Genomic DNA, 14,685 nt, shown 5'->3' with positions numbered 1-14,685 from the left:
TCCCGGCCATCACCGGCAGCGTGACGGCCCCTCGGGCTCGTCGAATGAACAGAAGCGTAGACCCGATTTTGTCAAAGGAACATGAAAAAACAGTGGGCGAATCGTTTATCTAAAACTGATACAGCCACTGTTCAGACTTGTGCCGCTCATCGCGCTGCTCATAAGAAAAGACTTACAGAAGTGTTCGCATTCAGGGCATGTGTTGCAGTCCTTAGTTGTTTTGTTGAACTTTATTCATTTCAAGGCCGTTTCATTGATTGACTTACCTGCTACCGAATCCCTCTCATCAAAAACCGACCCGTTAACCCTGTACCTGGCGCGTCTGGCGCCGTCCAGCCAGTTGACCATGCGCTACGTGTTGCAGGACGCCGCCGACCGGCTGGGCTTCGAGGACATGAACATTGAAGAGATTCCCTGGCACCAACTGCAACCCGAGGACGTCATTGCGCTGGTGGCGACCTTGCGTGAAGACGGCTACGCGCCCAACACGTCATCGCTGTACGTTAACGCGGTGCGTGGGGTGATGAACGAAGCGTGGCGCATGAGCCTGATCAGTCAGGAGCATTTGCTGAAAATGCGCTCGGTCAAAGGCATTGCCGGCACGCGACTGTCCCAGGGACGTAATCTCAAGCGCACCCTGATCCGTGATCTGATGGAGGTCTGCGCGGCCGACCCCCGGCCACAAGGGCTACGGGACGCGGCAATCATCGGGATTCTGTACGGTTCGGGGATGCGCAAATCGGAGTCGGTGGACCTGGATCTGGATCAGGTGGATTTCACCGAGCGCAGCCTGCGGGTTACCGCCAAGGGCAACAAGCAACTGATCAAGTACGCCCCGGCCTGGGCGTTCGCCAAACTGGAGGCGTGGCTGGAACTACGGCGTTCGCAGTTAAAGGTAGGCGAAGCGGACGATGCGTTCCTGTTCAACCGCATTCGCCGTGGCAGTCATATCTCCCGTGAGCGCATCACCAAGCATGCGATCTACTACATTGCCCGGCAACGCGGTGCACAGGTCGGGGTGAAAATCATGCCGCACGATTTCCGACAATCGTTCATTACCCGTGTGATGGAGGCGCACGACCTGTCGATCCCGCAGAAACTGGCCCATCACAGCAACATCCAGACCACCGCCAATTACGACGTGCGCGACGACAACGAGCGCCGAAGGGCGGTTGATCGTTTTGATTTGTGAACCTGCGTCAGGATGTCGAAGGACACCCCCTTTGCGAGGCGGTCGCCTGACTGATCAGCGCGGCTAACCGTTTCACATTGTTCTGATGGGCCACCACCAGGTCATCGATGCTCGCGCCGGACGGGGTCTGCAAGGTGCTGCGGCAGGTGACCGGCGCGCCATCTGCGCTGCCGAGATTGCGCAGCCGCCATTTGACGTCGAGCAACGCGTATTGTCCGGGAATCGAATCAAAGCGCTGCACATCCAGGCGCAGCGACATTCTGCGCTGCGGGTTGCTGTTGACCAGTTGATCGACCAGGGCGCTGCGCAATTCATCCACCAGACTCGCGCCCCACCACTCTGTTTCAAGGATTGCCAGGCCGGCGTTGCCTTGACGAATGACGATCTGCGGACGGTCGACCTGGGGTGGCACCGTGATGCTTTCGATCTGGATATCCGCGCCACTGCCCCCACCCGGTTGGGCCGGAGTCAGCGTATGGAATTGAATCGGATCGCTGCGGCAAGCGGTGAGCAACAGCAACGCGGTGACCAGCGTGATTTTCAGCGAAAAAACCATGGTGTAGCTCCTGTGGTCAGTTGCGCGGTGGCCCTTGTAGATCCATCGGCGCGGCATTGTCGGGGCGGCCGCGAATCAGCGATTCTGGATGCCGGCCCAGGTAGTCCGAAAGTTCACGCAACGAGCGCGACATGCGACCGAGTTCGTCCAGGGTCTGGCCCAGTTGTTCCCTTTGCGGCGAGTCCTCGGCGAGGGTCGAACTGGCCGATTGCAAGGTCTTGCTGACGTCCGCCAGGGTGGTCTGCACGCCGGGCAGGGTCTTGGCGTTGAACTGTGCGAGGCCTTTGCGCAGCTCGACGAGGTTGCTGTCGAGGTTGCCGGCAATGCGTTCGATGGGCAGCTGGTTGATCTTGTTGACCATGCTCTCCAGTTTTTCCTGCAACTGCTCGAGGCTGCCGGGAATGGTGGGAATAACGACGGGGCGGGCGGTCGGGTCGAACACGACTTTCTCTGCGTTGGGGTAGAAATCGAGCGCGATGTAAAGCTGACCGGTCAACAGATTGCCGCTACGGGCCTGGGCCCGCAGGCCGTTTTCGATGAAGGAGCCCATCAGGCGCACGCTGGCGGCTTCGTCGTTGGGGTCATGCTTCAAGGCCTCGAGCATTTTTGCATGGGCCTGGCCAAGGCGTTGCGGGTAGATCACGATGCCGACATTGACCGGGAAGCTGCGCTTTTTCGCGTCGAAATCCAGATTGACCGAAACAACCTTGCCAAATTCGATGCCGAGGAATTCCACCGGTGCATCGACCTTGAGCCCACGCAGGGCCTGATCGAACCGCAAGCTCAGGTATTGTCCCTTGCCACTGGGCGGGGCGAGGGCGGTTTGCTGGTCCTCGAACAGGTCGAAGGTTCTATTCTCGATGGCCACCTGATCGTTGGGGCTGAATTCCGGTGCGCGAAACGCGACGCCGCCCACCAGCAAGGCCGACAGGGATTCGGTCTTCACCGCAAAACCGTTGGCGCCGACATTCACGTCAATCCCGCTGGCGTTCCAGAACCGGGTGTTCTCGGTGACGAAGACGTCATTGGGCGCGTGCACGAAAATTTCGATGTTCACCCCTTTGCCGTCGGCATCCAGCGCATACGCCACCACTTGCCCGACCGGGATCTTGCGGTAGTACACGGGGGATCCGATGTCCAGCGAGCCGAGATCCTGAGTGCGGAGCATGAAACGTTTGCCCGGTTCGCCATAGGTGATGGGCGGCGGGTTTTCCAGCCCCGTGAAGTGTTTGGAACGGACATCGGCCTGGCCGATGTCCGCGCCAATGTAATCACCAGAGAGCAGGGTATCGATGCCCGAAACGCCGCCGGCACCGATACGCGGCCGCACGACCCAGAACTGCGAGTCTTGGCGGGTAAAGCTTTCAGCCTGTTTGTCGAGTTCGATCGTGGCGTTGACGCTCTTCTGGTCGTTGCTCAGTTTCACGTCCGAGACACGACCGATCACCACGTTGCGGTATTTGACCTCAGTCTTGTTGGCCACCAGGCCGCTACCGGTCTTGAACGTGACGGTAATGGTCGGGCCTTCCTGCAGCCAGCTGTGCACCACCAGGGAAATCCCCACCAGCACTGCAACGATGGGTACGATCCACACCAGCGAAACGCTGAAGCGACGGGTCTTGATAGCGGCCTGGCCAGGGGCTTGCGGCCCGTCAGTGGCTTGGGACTTCATCCATGCGCTCCTCATCTTGTGGGTTTTCCAGCGCTTGATCCTGTTCTTTATCCCAGATCAGTCGCGGGTCGAAACTCATCGCCGATAGCATGGTGAACACCACCACCAGACCAAAGAACAGAATGCCCGGGCGCGGTTCGATATCGCCCAGGGCCTGGAATTTCACCAATGCTGCCACCAGCGCTACGACAATTACGTCGAGCATCGACCAGTAGCCGATCAGCTCGACGAAACGGTAAAGTTTCGAGCGCTCCTTGCGCGCCCAGAAGCTGCCGCGTTGCACCGTGATCAGCAGCAGGGAGAGCGCAACGAACTTGATGCCTGGCACCGCGATGCTGGCAATGAAAATGATCAGTGCAATGTCCCACGCACCGTGTGCCCAGAACTCCAGCACACCGCTCATGATGGTGCTGTCGGAGCCGCTGCCGAATAGACTGGTGTTCATTACCGGCAGCAGATTGGCCGGGATATAAAACACCAGTGAGGCCAGTAGATAGGCCCATGTCCGGGTCAGTGAGTCAGGTTTGCGGGCATGCAACGGCGCGCCGCAGCGTTCGCATTCATGAGGTTGATCGGTCATGTCGCAGGCCATGCCGCAACTGTGGCACAGGCACAGGTTGAGTTCGCTGGCGAGCGGTGGCCTGTTCATAGAATGTCCCACAGATCACGTACATCGCGCCCGGCAATGCGGATCAGCAACAGGCTCAGGACCGCCAGGGCAAACATGCCGATGCCCGGCAGCACATCCAGCAACCCGGCGAGTTTGAACACCGCGACCATGGCCCCCAGCAAGCAGACTTCCAGCATGCTCCAGGGCCTTAGGGTTTCCAGCCAGCGCATGCATAGCTTGAAGCCTGGTGAACGTCGGGAGGTGAGGGCGAAGCTCAATACCCAGATCAGCAGGAGCAACTGGAACATCGGCGCGATGATGATGGAAATTGCCGCCACCAGCGCAATGAAAGTGATCGGCCCCTGGCTCAGTGCCAACACCGAATCCCACAGCGTCGCGCTGTTCTTTATCCCCTTGAGGCTGATGCTCATGACGGGATAGAAATTGGCGAAAGTCCACAGCACTGCCGCCGTGAAGCTCAGCGCCAGACGCTGCTGTACCGACAAACCGTTGTAACGCGCAAGCACGCCACCGCAGCGGGTGCAGAGGGCTTTTTGATGCTTGGCGAGCGTGACTTTTTCATACACGCAGTCGCAGTGCTCGCAGATGATCAGTGAGTCAGTCGTCGCCATGGGCCGTACTCGCCAGTAGGCAGAAAAGTCAGAGCACCCCCTCAATATAGAAGTGACTTGCGATTGAGCAAATTAAATGGCTGATCAGGAGGACGGAGAGGGACGATCGTTCCCACGCTCTGCGTGGGAACGCCTCAATGGACGCTCTGCGTCTGCTTCTGGGACGCGGAGCGTCCCGGGCTGCATTCCCACGCGGAGCGTGGGAACGATCGCACGTCCACGGGGAGGGCTCAGCCGAGCAATTCACGCAGGCGATACCAGAACATGCCCAGGGCCAGCAGCGGCGAGCGCAGAACACGTCCGCCGGGAAAGGTCATGTGCGGCACAGCGCTGAACACGTCCAGCCCCTGGCTGTGCCCGGCATGAATCGCTTCGGCCAACAATCGCGCGCACCAGTGAGTCACGTTCAGGCCATGGCCGGAGTAACCCTGGGCGTAGAACACGTTCGGGTACTGGCTCAAGCGTCCGGCCTGGGGGAAGCGGTTGGCGGTGATGCCGATCTTGCCGCCCCATTGATAGTCGATGCGCACATCCGCCAATTGCGGGAAGACCTTGAGCATTTTCGGTCGCATATAAGCGCCGATGTCCACCGGATCGCGCCCGGAATAATGGCAGGCACCGCCGAACAGCAAGCGTCGATCCGCCGAGAGCCGGTAGTAATCGAGGCCGACTTTCTGGTCGCACAGCGCGAGGTTCCGCGGGATCAATTGCGCGGCCAACGCAGGCGGCAAAGGTTCGGTGGCGATGATGTAACTGCCCGCTGGCAACACCTTGCCGCTCAAGCGCGGCTCGAGCTCGTCCAGATGCGCGTTACAGGCCAGCACCAGACTGCCAGCGCGTACCGTACCGCCCGCGCAGCGAACCTGCACGGTGCTGCCATGGAGCAACTCCAGCACCGGGCTCTGCTCGAAAATCCGCACCCCGAGGGATTGCGCCAGCCGCGCTTCGCCAAGCACCAGATTCAGCGGATGCAGGTGCCCCGAACCCATGTCGATCAGGCCGCCGGCATAAAGGTCCGAACCCACTACATCCCGGCGGATCTGCTCGGGGCCCACGAGTCGGGTTTCATGGGTGTAACCGAGTTCGGCGAGGTTTTGCAGCTCAGCCTTGAACGCGGCGAACTGCGCCGGGGTATTGGCCAGCTCGCAGAAGCCCCAGCGCAGGTCGCAATCGATGCCATGTTCACGGATGCGATTGCCCACCAACTCCACGGACTCGATGCCTGCGCGCTGCAGATAACGCACGCCTTCCTCGCCGACATAACGGGCAAAACCGCTGACGTCATGCCCGATGCCACGGATCAACTGGCCGCCGTTACGCCCGCTGGCGCCCCAGCCGATTCGCCGGCCCTCCAGCAGAATCACCGAGAGCCCGCGCTGCGCCAGTTCGATCGCGGTGTTGACCCCGGTAAAACCACCGCCGATCACACAGACATCGGCCTCAAGGTCCGAGTCCAGCGTGGGGTAGGGCGCCATTCCATTGGCCGACGCGGCGTAATAGGAGCGGGCGTGTTCGTTATCGTGCTGATTCATTGGTTGGACTTCACTTTGCTCCAGGAGCGGGTCATCAAACGCATGATCGCCTGGGGCGGGGTGGTGGAGATGTAGAGTTTGTCGAGGACATCCTGGGGTGGGTAGACCTCTGGATTATTGATCAACTCAGGGTCCATGTAGGGCTTGGCCGACGGATTCGGATTGGCGTAACCCACCGAGGCGCTGACCTTGGCGATCACTTGCGGGTCCAGCAGGTTATTGATGAAGGCGTGGGCCTGTTTCGGGTTGCTGGCGTCGGCGGGAATTGCCAGCAAGTCGAACCACAGGTTGCTGCCTTCCTTGGGGATCGAGTAGGCGATGTTCACGCCGTTCTTCGCTTCCTTGGCGCGATTGGCTGCCTGGAACACGTCGCCGGAGTAGCCGAAGGCCACGCAGATGTCGCCATTGGCCAGGTCCGAGACGTACTTGGAGGAGTGGAAGTAGGTGATGTAAGGCCGGATGGCGAGCAGTTTGCCCTCAGCTTTTTTAAAGTCCGCAGGGTTTTCGCTGCGTGGGTCCATGCCCATGTAGTTGAGGACCGCCGGGAACACCTCATCCGGCGAATCCATCATCGACACGCCGCACTGACTGAGCTTCTTCAGATTCTCGGGTTCGAAAAACACGGCCCACGAATCGATGTGATCAATGCCCAGCACTTGCTTGACCTTGTCGACGTTGTAGCCGATGCCGTTGGTGCCCCACAGGTACGGCACGGAATGCGCGTTCTGCGGATCGTTTTTTTCCAGCAGCGTCAGCAGTTTCGGGTCGAGGTTTTTGAAGTTGGGCAGTTGCGAGCGATCCAGTTTGAGGAACGCGCCGGCCTTTACCTGGCGTGCGAGGAAGTGGTTGGACGGCACCACCACGTCATACCCGGTGCGGCCGGCAAGCAGTTTGCCCTCCAGGGTTTCGTTGGAATCGAATACGTCGTAGATCACCTTGATCCCGGTTTTTGCCTGGAAGTCGGCGAGGGTGGTCTCGCCGATGTAATCGGTCCAGTTGTAGACGCTGACGCTCGGCTGGGCCTGCGCCCCGGCGCTGAACCACAACGCCAGCGCGACCGGGACCACGGATTTCAATAGACGCATATCGACACCTCTTTGAGTTATTCGGTGATCGTTCCCATGCTCTGCGTGGGAATGCAGCCCGGGACGCTCTGCGTCCCATTGGAACGCGGAGCGTCCCTTGAGGCATTCCCACGCAGAGCGTGGGAACGATCATTGGGGGGTTAGACGCTCAGCAGCAGAAACTCGCGCTCCCAGGAGCTGATCACGCGCTTGAAGTTTTCATGTTCGGCACGCTTGACCGCGACGTAGCCCCGGACGAATTTGCTGCCCAGGTAACGCTCGATGGTTGCGCACTCTTCCATGCGCGTCAGAGCGTCCTCGATGGTGATCGGCAGTCGCAGATTGCGCCGCTCATAGGCACGGCCCTGCACCGCGGCGCTCGGCTCGACCTTTTCGACCATGCCCAGGTAACCGCACAACAGGCTCGCAGCGATCGCCAGGTAAGGGTTGGCGTCGGCGCCCGGCAAGCGGTTTTCCACGCGCATGGCGTCGGGGCTTGAGGTCGGCACGCGCAGGCCGACGGTGCGGTTTTCTTCGCCCCATTCGACGTTGACCGGCGCCGAGGTGTCGGGCAGGAAGCGGCGGAACGAATTGACGTTGGGCGCGAACATCGGCAGCACGTTAGGGATGTACTTCTGCAGGCCGCCGATGTGGTGCCGGAACAGCTCGCTCATTTGCCCGTCGGCATCGGCGAAGATCGGCTGGCCAGTGGCGATGTCGACCACGCTTTGATGCAGATGCATGGCACTGCCGGGCTCGTCACCGATGGGTTTGGCCATGAAAGTCGCGGTGACGTTGTGCTTGAGTGCTGCTTCGCGCAGGGTGCGTTTGAACACAGTGATCTGGTCCGCCAGGTCCAGGGCATCACCATGACGGAAGTTGATTTCCATCTGCGCCGGGCCGTCTTCGTGGATCAGTGTGTCGAGGTCCAGGCCCTGGAGTTCGCACCAGTCGTAGACGTCTTCAAACAGCGGATCGAACTCGTTGGCGGCGTCGATGGAAAACGACTGGCGACCGCTTTCCGCACGCCCCGAACGCCCCAGTGGCGCCTTGAGCGGCAAGTCCGGGTCTTCGCAGCGCTGGGTCAGGTAGAACTCCATTTCCGGCGCGACAATCGGCTGCCAGCCTTGATCGGTGTAGAGCTGCAGCACTTTCTTCAGCACGTTGCGTGGCGACAGTTCGATGGGGTTGCCGAACTTGTCGAAGGTGTCGTGGATCACGATGGCGGTGGGTTCGATGGCCCACGGCACCACGTACACCGCGTCGGCGACGGGCTTGCAGACCATGTCGATGTCGGCCGGGTCGAGCAGGTCGTAGTAGATGTCGTCGTCGACAAAGTCCCCGGTTACCGTTTGCAACAGCACACTTTCCGGCAGGCGCATGCCTCGCTCATGCAGGAACTTGTTGGTGGGTGCAATCTTGCCGCGAGCAATGCCGGTCAAGTCGCTGACCACACACTCGACCTCGGTAATCTTGTGATCTTTCAGCCACGTGAACAGCTGATCGAAAGGGACATTCATAAAGACCTCATTGTCGGTTTGATTAACGCCGGGGAGGGCGGCTTCATCCACCGCACACTTCCCCTGTGGCGCGTTGGCGACTATCTTGGGTGAGCCTTGGCGTTCCATCTATCCATTTTCAGCAGCACCAAAACGCACCAAACGAGTGCGTAAGGTCACCCCATGACAACGTGCAATCCGCTACAGGTTCAAGCCTTCGACACCGCCGACGTGGCCGAGCAGATCCGCGCCACACCGGGTTGGGTGCAGCACTATCAGCAGATGTCGCCGGGGCATTTCGCCGGACGGGTGCGCTATCTGGACTTGCAAGGCGTGGAGATTTACGAGGAACAGATGAACACCCGCGTGGAGCAGAATTTCAGCGCCCCCGAAGGCTCGCTGGCGTTCTGTTTCGATCGCAGCGACAACGCGCTGTACCTGTTGAACGGCGAGAGCCGCAATATCTGGATCACCCCGCAGAACTACCAGGAAATCGCCGTGGTGTTCGGGCCGCAATTCGTTCAACAGCAGGGTCTGGACGTGGCGCGGCTCGAAGGTTTGTTCATGTCGCCGCTCAATTGCGCGCAGAACGCGCTGTTCAGCCGCTGGTTGAGCGGCACCTTGACGCGGCTGGCGCAGACGCTGGATCCGCCGAGCAAAGAGGCATTGACCCAGCAGTTGCTGGAGGACTGTTTGTTCATCCTCGACAACGCCTGTGTGTGCCTGGACCGCGCAGGCTTACAGCGCCGGGCCGAAGAGCGTACGGTGATGAAGCGCGTCGCCGAATGGGCCGCCGATATGCCCGAAGAAACCCTCAATTTACTGGAGCTGTCCCAAGTGGCCGGGGTTTCGTTGCGCCAGTTGCAGCAGGCGTTCAAGGCGTACACCGGGATGACACCCACGCATTGGTTGCGCTTGCGCCGGCTCAACAGCGCGCGCCGTGAATTGCTCAGCCGAACTGACAAGGAAACGACGATCGCGCAAGTGGCGATGCAGTGGTCGTTCTGGCACTTGGGGCGGTTTTCCAGCAGTTATCGCGCGTTGTTCCAGGAGCTTCCCAGCCAGACGCTTGCAAGGGCCGGTTATCCCGCTGAATCTCACTGATCGGGTTGACTGACGCCCGGCGTTCGCTGCCGCTGTTCGATCAGATGAACCATCAGGTCGGCATAGAGCGTGAGGGCGATAAACAGCCCCATGCGCACGGCGAAGGCGGTATAGACGTCTTTCCCGGCAAGACTGTCTTGAACCGATTGGCCGAGCAGAATGATCAGCGTGACCAGGCTGTTGAGCCAGAACCCCGGGGTTTGCCGAGTCGGGCTCAGGGCATAAAGCTTGCGCGCCAACAGCAAGCCGAACAGCAGCATCCACAGAAAGAACATCCACAGGTGCACGAACAGGCTGAGCGCGCTCCAGAACATGATTGCCAACAGCCCGCCCATCAAGGTCGAGCCGAGCAGTTCGCGACTGGCATTGCGCGTCGTTACCGTCGAACTCTGCTGACCAAGACTGACCGCTTTCAAAATGATCGGCAGATAACTGGCCGGGTCGATCAGTGCCAGCAGGAACGCCGGTATGACGATCAGGGTGGCGCGCAGTGCAATCCTGGCCACTTCCTGCGCCGGCAGCGTGCTGGCGGCGGGTGGGGAGGGCGCATTGGGCGGGTCGGGAAACAGCCAGTGACTGATCGCCACGACGATGACGGCGAGGATCAAACCTTTGACCAAAGCACCGATGACCATGATCGCCAGATCGAACTCGGCAACGCCGGCCGAGGAAATCATCGTCAGGCCGATGATCAGAAAGGTCACGACCAAGGCGTTGCCACCGCGCAACCCGAAACCAAAGGCCAGGAACAGACTGACACCGATCAGCAGCACGCCGCTGAGCGGGTAATAACGCAAGACCGGAATCAGCAACAGGCCGATGCCGGTGGTCAGCATTGCGACCACTGCCAGTATGAGTCCGGCCTTGAATGGCAGCGGCTTGTTAAGCGTGGCCAGCAGCAACACGGCCAGCACCGGCGCAAGGAAGGGGATCGGCAGGGCCAGGCCGAAGCTGATCGCCAGGCACAGCGCCGTGCCCGTGGCCAGACGTAGTGCGCGTTGAACACGCGGCGCACGTTCAGTAGGCATAAGACAGCCAGCTCATCAGCCACACAAACAAGCGTCCCAGGGGATTGAGCGGATTGTTCTGCGTCGGGAACGCCATGACTTCGGCCTGCCCCCCGGCACGCACGGCGCGACTGTCACGCAGCACTTTCGTCGCCTCGTCAGAAAACTCGATGATCACCGGAAAGCGTTGGGCCGGACGCAGCCAGTCGCGACTGTTTTGCACGGTGGGCAAGGTGCCCGGCGCCGGCGTCTGCCCCACACTGACGCCGTAACCGACGCTGCGCACCCGTCCTTCGAAAATTTCCCCCGGCAGCGCATCCAGCACGATGGCCACCGGAGTCCCGGGCCGGACTCGCCCCAGGTTGTTCTCGGTCATGTCCGCACTGATCCACATGTCATGAATGGCAATCAAGGTCATGACCGGCGTCCCGACTGCGGCGAATTGACCGACGTCGGTGCGCAGATCCGTAATCAAACCCGCCGAGCGCGCGCGAACCTGGGTGTTGGCCAGGTCCAGCTCGGCTTTTGACAACGCCGTAGCGGCGCTGCGCAACAGCGCGTTGTCTTCCTCGCTGCCGCCTTCCTGTTCCCGCGCGCGTTGCACTTCGGCACGGGCCGCGGCGACCTGACTCACGGCTTGTTCACGGCTGGCCCGAGAGACTTCAAGCAAGCGCACGGAAATGGTCCCGGGGTCCTGGCGATACAAGCTTTCAAGACGTTGGTTATCCTGCCGGGCCTTGAGTTCGTTGGCCTGGGCCGCTCGTAACGAAGCTTGCGCGGAGGCAATACCGGCGGTGCTGGCACCAATTTGCCGGCGGGTGGACTCCAGGTCCGCCCGTGCGCGGTCGGCGGCAATCTGATAGGGCTGCTGATCCACTTCAAACAGCAGATCGCCCGCCTTGACGTCCTGATTGTTGCGCACATTTACGCGGGTCACCCGACCGGCGACTTCGGCGGCCACCGGAATCACAAAGGCACCCACCCGAGCCTGTTGTGTATAGGGCGTGAAACGGTCAGCCGACAAGTACCAGGCCAGGCTCAGGACGATCAGCAGCATCACCCACTTGATGCCTTTTTTCGCCGGATCGGCAGCCGGTTCGGGCGTTTTGGGGGAGGGTGGTGGGGGGGTGGGCAGAGAGGGTTCACTCATCGGCTTTGACCTTGTCTGGCGTGGGAGAAGGTGCGCGCGAGGGGGTTGGCTCATTCAGCAGATTGCCCCAGTCGGTGCGCTGTTCCATTTGCTGGCGAGTGGCGGGATCGACGGTGGGTCGCGCGCTGTACCAGCCACCGCCAAGGGCTTTGTACAGCGCGATCAGGTTGCTCACGGCGTTGCTGCGGCTGAGCAGGTAGTTGTCCTGCTGTTCGAGCAGTGCGCGTTGGGCATCCAGCACGCGCTGGAAGTCCGAATAACCTTCGCGATACTGGGTGGTGGCCAGGCTCAACGAACGCTTGGCGGCGATCTGTGCCTCCCACAGGATCCGCTCGCGTTGCAGGGATTTGGTCAGGCCGCTGGCGGCATCATCGGCCTCCCGCGCGGCTTGGCGGACTTTATCGCGGTAAACCTCGATCAGCTGCTGCAACCGCGCATCCTGGACCCGCACATTGTTGCTGATCTGGCCGTGATCAAACAGGTTCCAGCGCAAACTGGGGCCGCCGATCAGGTCCAGGCTGTTGGAGGTGCCGCTCAGTGAGTCGGTCGTCCAGACGATGCTGCCCAGCAAGGTCAGTGACGGATAGAAGTCGGTTTCAGCCACGCCGACCAGTGCCGACTGGGCGGCGACATTGAGTTCGGCGGCGCGTACGTCCGGTCGACGCAACAGCAGGCTGGCCGGCACGTCCTGGAGCACGGCCCGGTCGACCAGCGGGATCAGTCCCTGGTTCTCGAGCAATTGAGGCAGGGCGCTGGGCGGCTGTCCGATCAGCACGGCCAATGCGTTGCGGGTGCGCAGTACTTGTGCTTCAAGGTCCGGAATACTGCTCAAGGTGCCCAGGTACTGGGTTTTGGCTTGTTGCAAGTCGAGTTCGGCGGTCTGGCCGCTGTTGAACAGTTTTTCGGTGATCTCGAAGTTGCGCTTTTGCTGTTCGGCGTTTTCCCGGGCGACCCGTAAACGCGCTTCGGTGGTGCGCAACGAGAAGTAAGTGTCGGCCACCTGGGCACGCAGCAGTACCAGTACGTCTTCATAGTTGGCTTGAGCGGCGAAGTAACTGGCATCGGACGACTCGATGGCTCGACTGAAGCGCCCCCAGAAGTCCAGCTCCCAGCCGACGTCAAAGCCCACGCTGTGTTGCCAGAAGTGGCTGTCTTGCGGGTTGCTGCCGCCCGATTGCTGGCGGTTGAAGTACAGACTGTCGGCGCTGGCCTGTTGCAGTTGCGGGTAGCGCCCGCTTTGAGCGATGCCCAACCGGGCACGGGCTTCCATGACACGAAGGCCGGCAATCTTCAGGTTGGAGTTGTGTGCATCCGATTCGGCAATCAACGCGTCGAGGACCGGGTCGGCGAACACTTGCCACCACTGGCGAACATCGGGATTCAGGCGCCTTTGGCTGGCCTGTTCAAGCGCGGGGCTGTTCCAGTGTTTTGTCCAGGCTTCGCCGGGAGCCTGAAAGTCCGGCCCCAGACGGACACAGCCGCCCAGCCCGAGGGCGCCCAGCAGAAGCAGCCGGCCCGAGCGCGTCAGCATCGCAGCACTACTAACAGGTCACGGGTCATCCTGGCGTCCCCAATATTGAATGCCTGGGCAAGATCCTGTAGGAGCGAGGCTTGCCCGCGAAGAACGATGACGCGTAATACCTGAAAAAACGCGGTGCATTCTTCGCGGGCAAGCCTCGCTCCTACAGGATTTGGTTTCGCTTAGGTTAGTACAGCCCGGACAATTACAAGCTCATGTTGGACGATCATGGGACCGACCAACTGCTACGCTTCTGAAAGTTATTCATTTGGGCCAAACAAAAAGGTACGAAAACCATGAGCAGCCCCCAGGACGACATTGCCTCCAGTTCCACCAGTTGGCGCTTCAAAGCAGGCATCGCGATTATCTGTTTGATTTTGCTGTCCTGGCTGGCGGTGCCACTCGCTGCCGCGGCGGATGTGCCAGGCCCAAAGATCGCGGCGCTGACAGGCATCCTGTTTATCAGTAACAAGATTATGTTGATCCTCGCCATCGCCGTCATGGGCAAGTCCGGCTTTCAGCAACTCAAGCGCAGCGTGTTTGGTTATGTCTCCGCGCTTGCCCCAGCGGCTGACGTGGAAGTAGGTCCGGCCCGCCATCGGATTGGCCTGGTGATGTTTTGCCTGCCGCTGATCTCATCGTTTCTCGAACCCTATGTGGACACGTTGTGGCCGGGGCTCAGACCGAACCTCTGGCAGGTCCAGGCGCTGGGCGATGCCCTGTTGATCGGCAGCTTTTTCGTGCTGGGGGGTAATTTCTGGGACAAGGTGCGCGCCTTGTTTATCCGTACTGCACGTGTGGTGAATACGAGTGCGGTGTAAGTTGTGAAAGCAGCACTGCTAACGGGAAATGATCCCGTGATCGATCGCGTATTTCACGAGGGCGGCGGGTTTGTCGATGTTGAGTTTGCGGCGGATGCTCAGGCGATGGGTTTCTACGGTCCGGACGCTAATGTCCAGTTCGCGGGCCATTTCCTTGTTGTTCAGCCCCTGAGCCATCTTGTACAACACCTGGCTTTCACGGGGTGTCAGTTCGTTGTCGGTACTTTTGTCGGCGATGAGCCGCTGGGCGATTTCGGCACTGTAGAACGTCCCGCCACTGACGATGGCTTCGATCGCCGCAATGATTTCCCGTGAGGGCGCGTTCTT

14 protein-coding genes are annotated in these 14,685 nt (G+C 60.5%); 3 read left to right on the top strand and 11 right to left on the bottom strand.

Annotation, left to right across the window (positions count from 1 at the left end):
• Positions 1 to 253: 253 nt before the first annotated feature.
• Complete coding sequence (locus HCU66_RS23135; RefSeq protein WP_205890753.1) at positions 254 to 1,192, top strand: site-specific integrase; 939 nt, start codon at positions 254 to 256, stop codon at positions 1,190 to 1,192.
• A gap of 7 nt (positions 1,193 to 1,199) precedes the next feature.
• Here HCU66_RS23135 and HCU66_RS23130 read toward each other — a convergent pair whose 3' ends face one another.
• The 7 genes from HCU66_RS23130 to HCU66_RS23100 form a co-directional block, all read right to left on the bottom strand.
• On the bottom strand, positions 1,200 to 1,748 hold the full coding sequence (locus HCU66_RS23130; protein WP_205890752.1) for a PqiC family protein: 549 nt from the start codon (positions 1,746 to 1,748) through the stop codon (positions 1,200 to 1,202).
• Positions 1,749 to 1,764: 16 nt separating this feature from the next.
• Entirely contained in the window at positions 1,765 to 3,420 is a 1,656-nt protein-coding gene (locus HCU66_RS23125; RefSeq protein ID WP_205890751.1) for a PqiB family protein, read from the bottom strand.
• Positions 3,401 to 4,069 (bottom strand): paraquat-inducible protein A, encoded by a 669-nt coding sequence (locus HCU66_RS23120; RefSeq protein ID WP_205890750.1) that lies wholly within the window; start codon positions 4,067 to 4,069, stop codon positions 3,401 to 3,403. Before HCU66_RS23120 ends, HCU66_RS23125 begins: the two co-directional genes overlap by 20 nt.
• On the bottom strand, positions 4,066 to 4,662 hold the full coding sequence (locus HCU66_RS23115; RefSeq protein WP_205890749.1) for a paraquat-inducible protein A: 597 nt from the start codon (positions 4,660 to 4,662) through the stop codon (positions 4,066 to 4,068). The genes HCU66_RS23120 and HCU66_RS23115 overlap by 4 nt, the downstream gene beginning before the upstream one ends.
• A 230-nt stretch (positions 4,663 to 4,892) precedes the next feature.
• Entirely contained in the window at positions 4,893 to 6,194 is a 1,302-nt protein-coding gene (locus tag HCU66_RS23110) for an NAD(P)/FAD-dependent oxidoreductase (RefSeq protein ID WP_205890748.1), read from the bottom strand.
• Positions 6,191 to 7,279: a polyamine ABC transporter substrate-binding protein gene (locus tag HCU66_RS23105; RefSeq protein ID WP_205890747.1), complete on the bottom strand. Its 1,089-nt coding sequence runs from the start codon at positions 7,277 to 7,279 to the stop codon at positions 6,191 to 6,193. Before HCU66_RS23105 ends, HCU66_RS23110 begins: the two co-directional genes overlap by 4 nt.
• Positions 7,280 to 7,419: 140 nt before the next feature.
• A complete protein-coding gene (locus tag HCU66_RS23100; protein WP_205890746.1) occupies positions 7,420 to 8,778 on the bottom strand; it encodes a glutamine synthetase family protein in 1,359 nt (452 codons plus the stop codon).
• A 162-nt stretch (positions 8,779 to 8,940) separates the two neighbouring features.
• On the opposite strand from HCU66_RS23100, the gene HCU66_RS23095 reads away from it, so the two are divergent.
• Positions 8,941 to 9,861, top strand: coding sequence for a helix-turn-helix domain-containing protein (locus HCU66_RS23095; protein ID WP_205890745.1), 921 nt, complete (start codon positions 8,941 to 8,943; stop codon positions 9,859 to 9,861).
• Here HCU66_RS23095 and HCU66_RS23090 read toward each other — a convergent pair.
• The 3 genes from HCU66_RS23090 to HCU66_RS23080 are packed head-to-tail and all read right to left on the bottom strand — an operon-like array spanning position 9,855 to position 13,549.
• Positions 9,855 to 10,889: a DUF2955 domain-containing protein gene (locus tag HCU66_RS23090; RefSeq protein WP_205890744.1), complete on the bottom strand. Its 1,035-nt coding sequence runs from the start codon at positions 10,887 to 10,889 to the stop codon at positions 9,855 to 9,857. The two genes, HCU66_RS23095 and HCU66_RS23090, sit on opposite strands and share 7 nt — an antisense overlap.
• The gene (locus HCU66_RS23085; RefSeq protein ID WP_205890743.1) at positions 10,879 to 12,018 is read right to left on the bottom strand and encodes an HlyD family secretion protein; all 1,140 of its coding nucleotides are present in this window, start codon (positions 12,016 to 12,018) and stop codon (positions 10,879 to 10,881) included. Before HCU66_RS23085 ends, HCU66_RS23090 begins: the two co-directional genes overlap by 11 nt.
• Positions 12,011 to 13,549, bottom strand: a complete 1,539-nt coding sequence (locus HCU66_RS23080; RefSeq protein WP_205890742.1) for an efflux transporter outer membrane subunit — start codon at positions 13,547 to 13,549, stop codon at positions 12,011 to 12,013. The genes HCU66_RS23085 and HCU66_RS23080 overlap by 8 nt, the downstream gene beginning before the upstream one ends.
• A gap of 284 nt (positions 13,550 to 13,833) precedes the next feature.
• Between HCU66_RS23080 and HCU66_RS23075 the strand changes: the two genes are divergently transcribed.
• On the top strand, positions 13,834 to 14,358 hold the full coding sequence (locus HCU66_RS23075) for a transporter suffix domain-containing protein (RefSeq protein ID WP_205890741.1): 525 nt from the start codon (positions 13,834 to 13,836) through the stop codon (positions 14,356 to 14,358).
• An 18-nt stretch (positions 14,359 to 14,376) separates the two neighbouring features.
• On the opposite strand, the gene HCU66_RS23070 is transcribed toward HCU66_RS23075, so the two are convergent.
• Positions 14,377 to 14,685: response regulator transcription factor (locus HCU66_RS23070; protein WP_205890740.1), on the bottom strand; the 309-nt coding region annotated here is incomplete at its 5' end.

Origin of the sequence: Pseudomonas frederiksbergensis (assembly GCF_017114915.1) — a bacterium.
GTDB classification, from domain to species: Bacteria; Pseudomonadota; Gammaproteobacteria; order Pseudomonadales; family Pseudomonadaceae; genus Aquipseudomonas; species Aquipseudomonas frederiksbergensis_I.
Note: the sequence above shows the minus strand (reverse complement) of the source record. Positions and strands in the feature narration are given on the sequence as shown.

Bases quoted from the DNA above. Each gene is read 5' to 3' on its own strand.
- HCU66_RS23120 (WP_205890750.1), bottom strand. From the start codon at position 4,069: ATGAACAGGCCACCGCTCGCCAGCGAACTCAACCTGTGCCTGTGCCAC.
- HCU66_RS23130 (WP_205890752.1), bottom strand. From the start codon at position 1,748: ATGGTTTTTTCGCTGAAAATCACGCTGGTCACCGCGTTGCTGTTGCTC.
- HCU66_RS23100 (WP_205890746.1), bottom strand. From the start codon at position 8,778: ATGAATGTCCCTTTCGATCAGCTGTTCACGTGGCTGAAAGATCACAAG.
- HCU66_RS23075 (WP_205890741.1), top strand. From the start codon at position 13,834: ATGAGCAGCCCCCAGGACGACATTGCCTCCAGTTCCACCAGTTGGCGC.
- HCU66_RS23125 (WP_205890751.1), bottom strand. From the start codon at position 3,420: ATGAAGTCCCAAGCCACTGACGGGCCGCAAGCCCCTGGCCAGGCCGCT.
- HCU66_RS23115 (WP_205890749.1), bottom strand. From the start codon at position 4,662: ATGGCGACGACTGACTCACTGATCATCTGCGAGCACTGCGACTGCGTG.
- HCU66_RS23080 (WP_205890742.1), bottom strand. From the start codon at position 13,549: ATGCTGACGCGCTCGGGCCGGCTGCTTCTGCTGGGCGCCCTCGGGCTG.
- HCU66_RS23105 (WP_205890747.1), bottom strand. From the start codon at position 7,279: ATGCGTCTATTGAAATCCGTGGTCCCGGTCGCGCTGGCGTTGTGGTTC.
- HCU66_RS23085 (WP_205890743.1), bottom strand. From the start codon at position 12,018: ATGAGTGAACCCTCTCTGCCCACCCCCCCACCACCCTCCCCCAAAACG.
- HCU66_RS23095 (WP_205890745.1), top strand. From the start codon at position 8,941: ATGACAACGTGCAATCCGCTACAGGTTCAAGCCTTCGACACCGCCGAC.
- HCU66_RS23110 (WP_205890748.1), bottom strand. From the start codon at position 6,194: ATGAATCAGCACGATAACGAACACGCCCGCTCCTATTACGCCGCGTCG.
- HCU66_RS23090 (WP_205890744.1), bottom strand. From the start codon at position 10,889: ATGCCTACTGAACGTGCGCCGCGTGTTCAACGCGCACTACGTCTGGCC.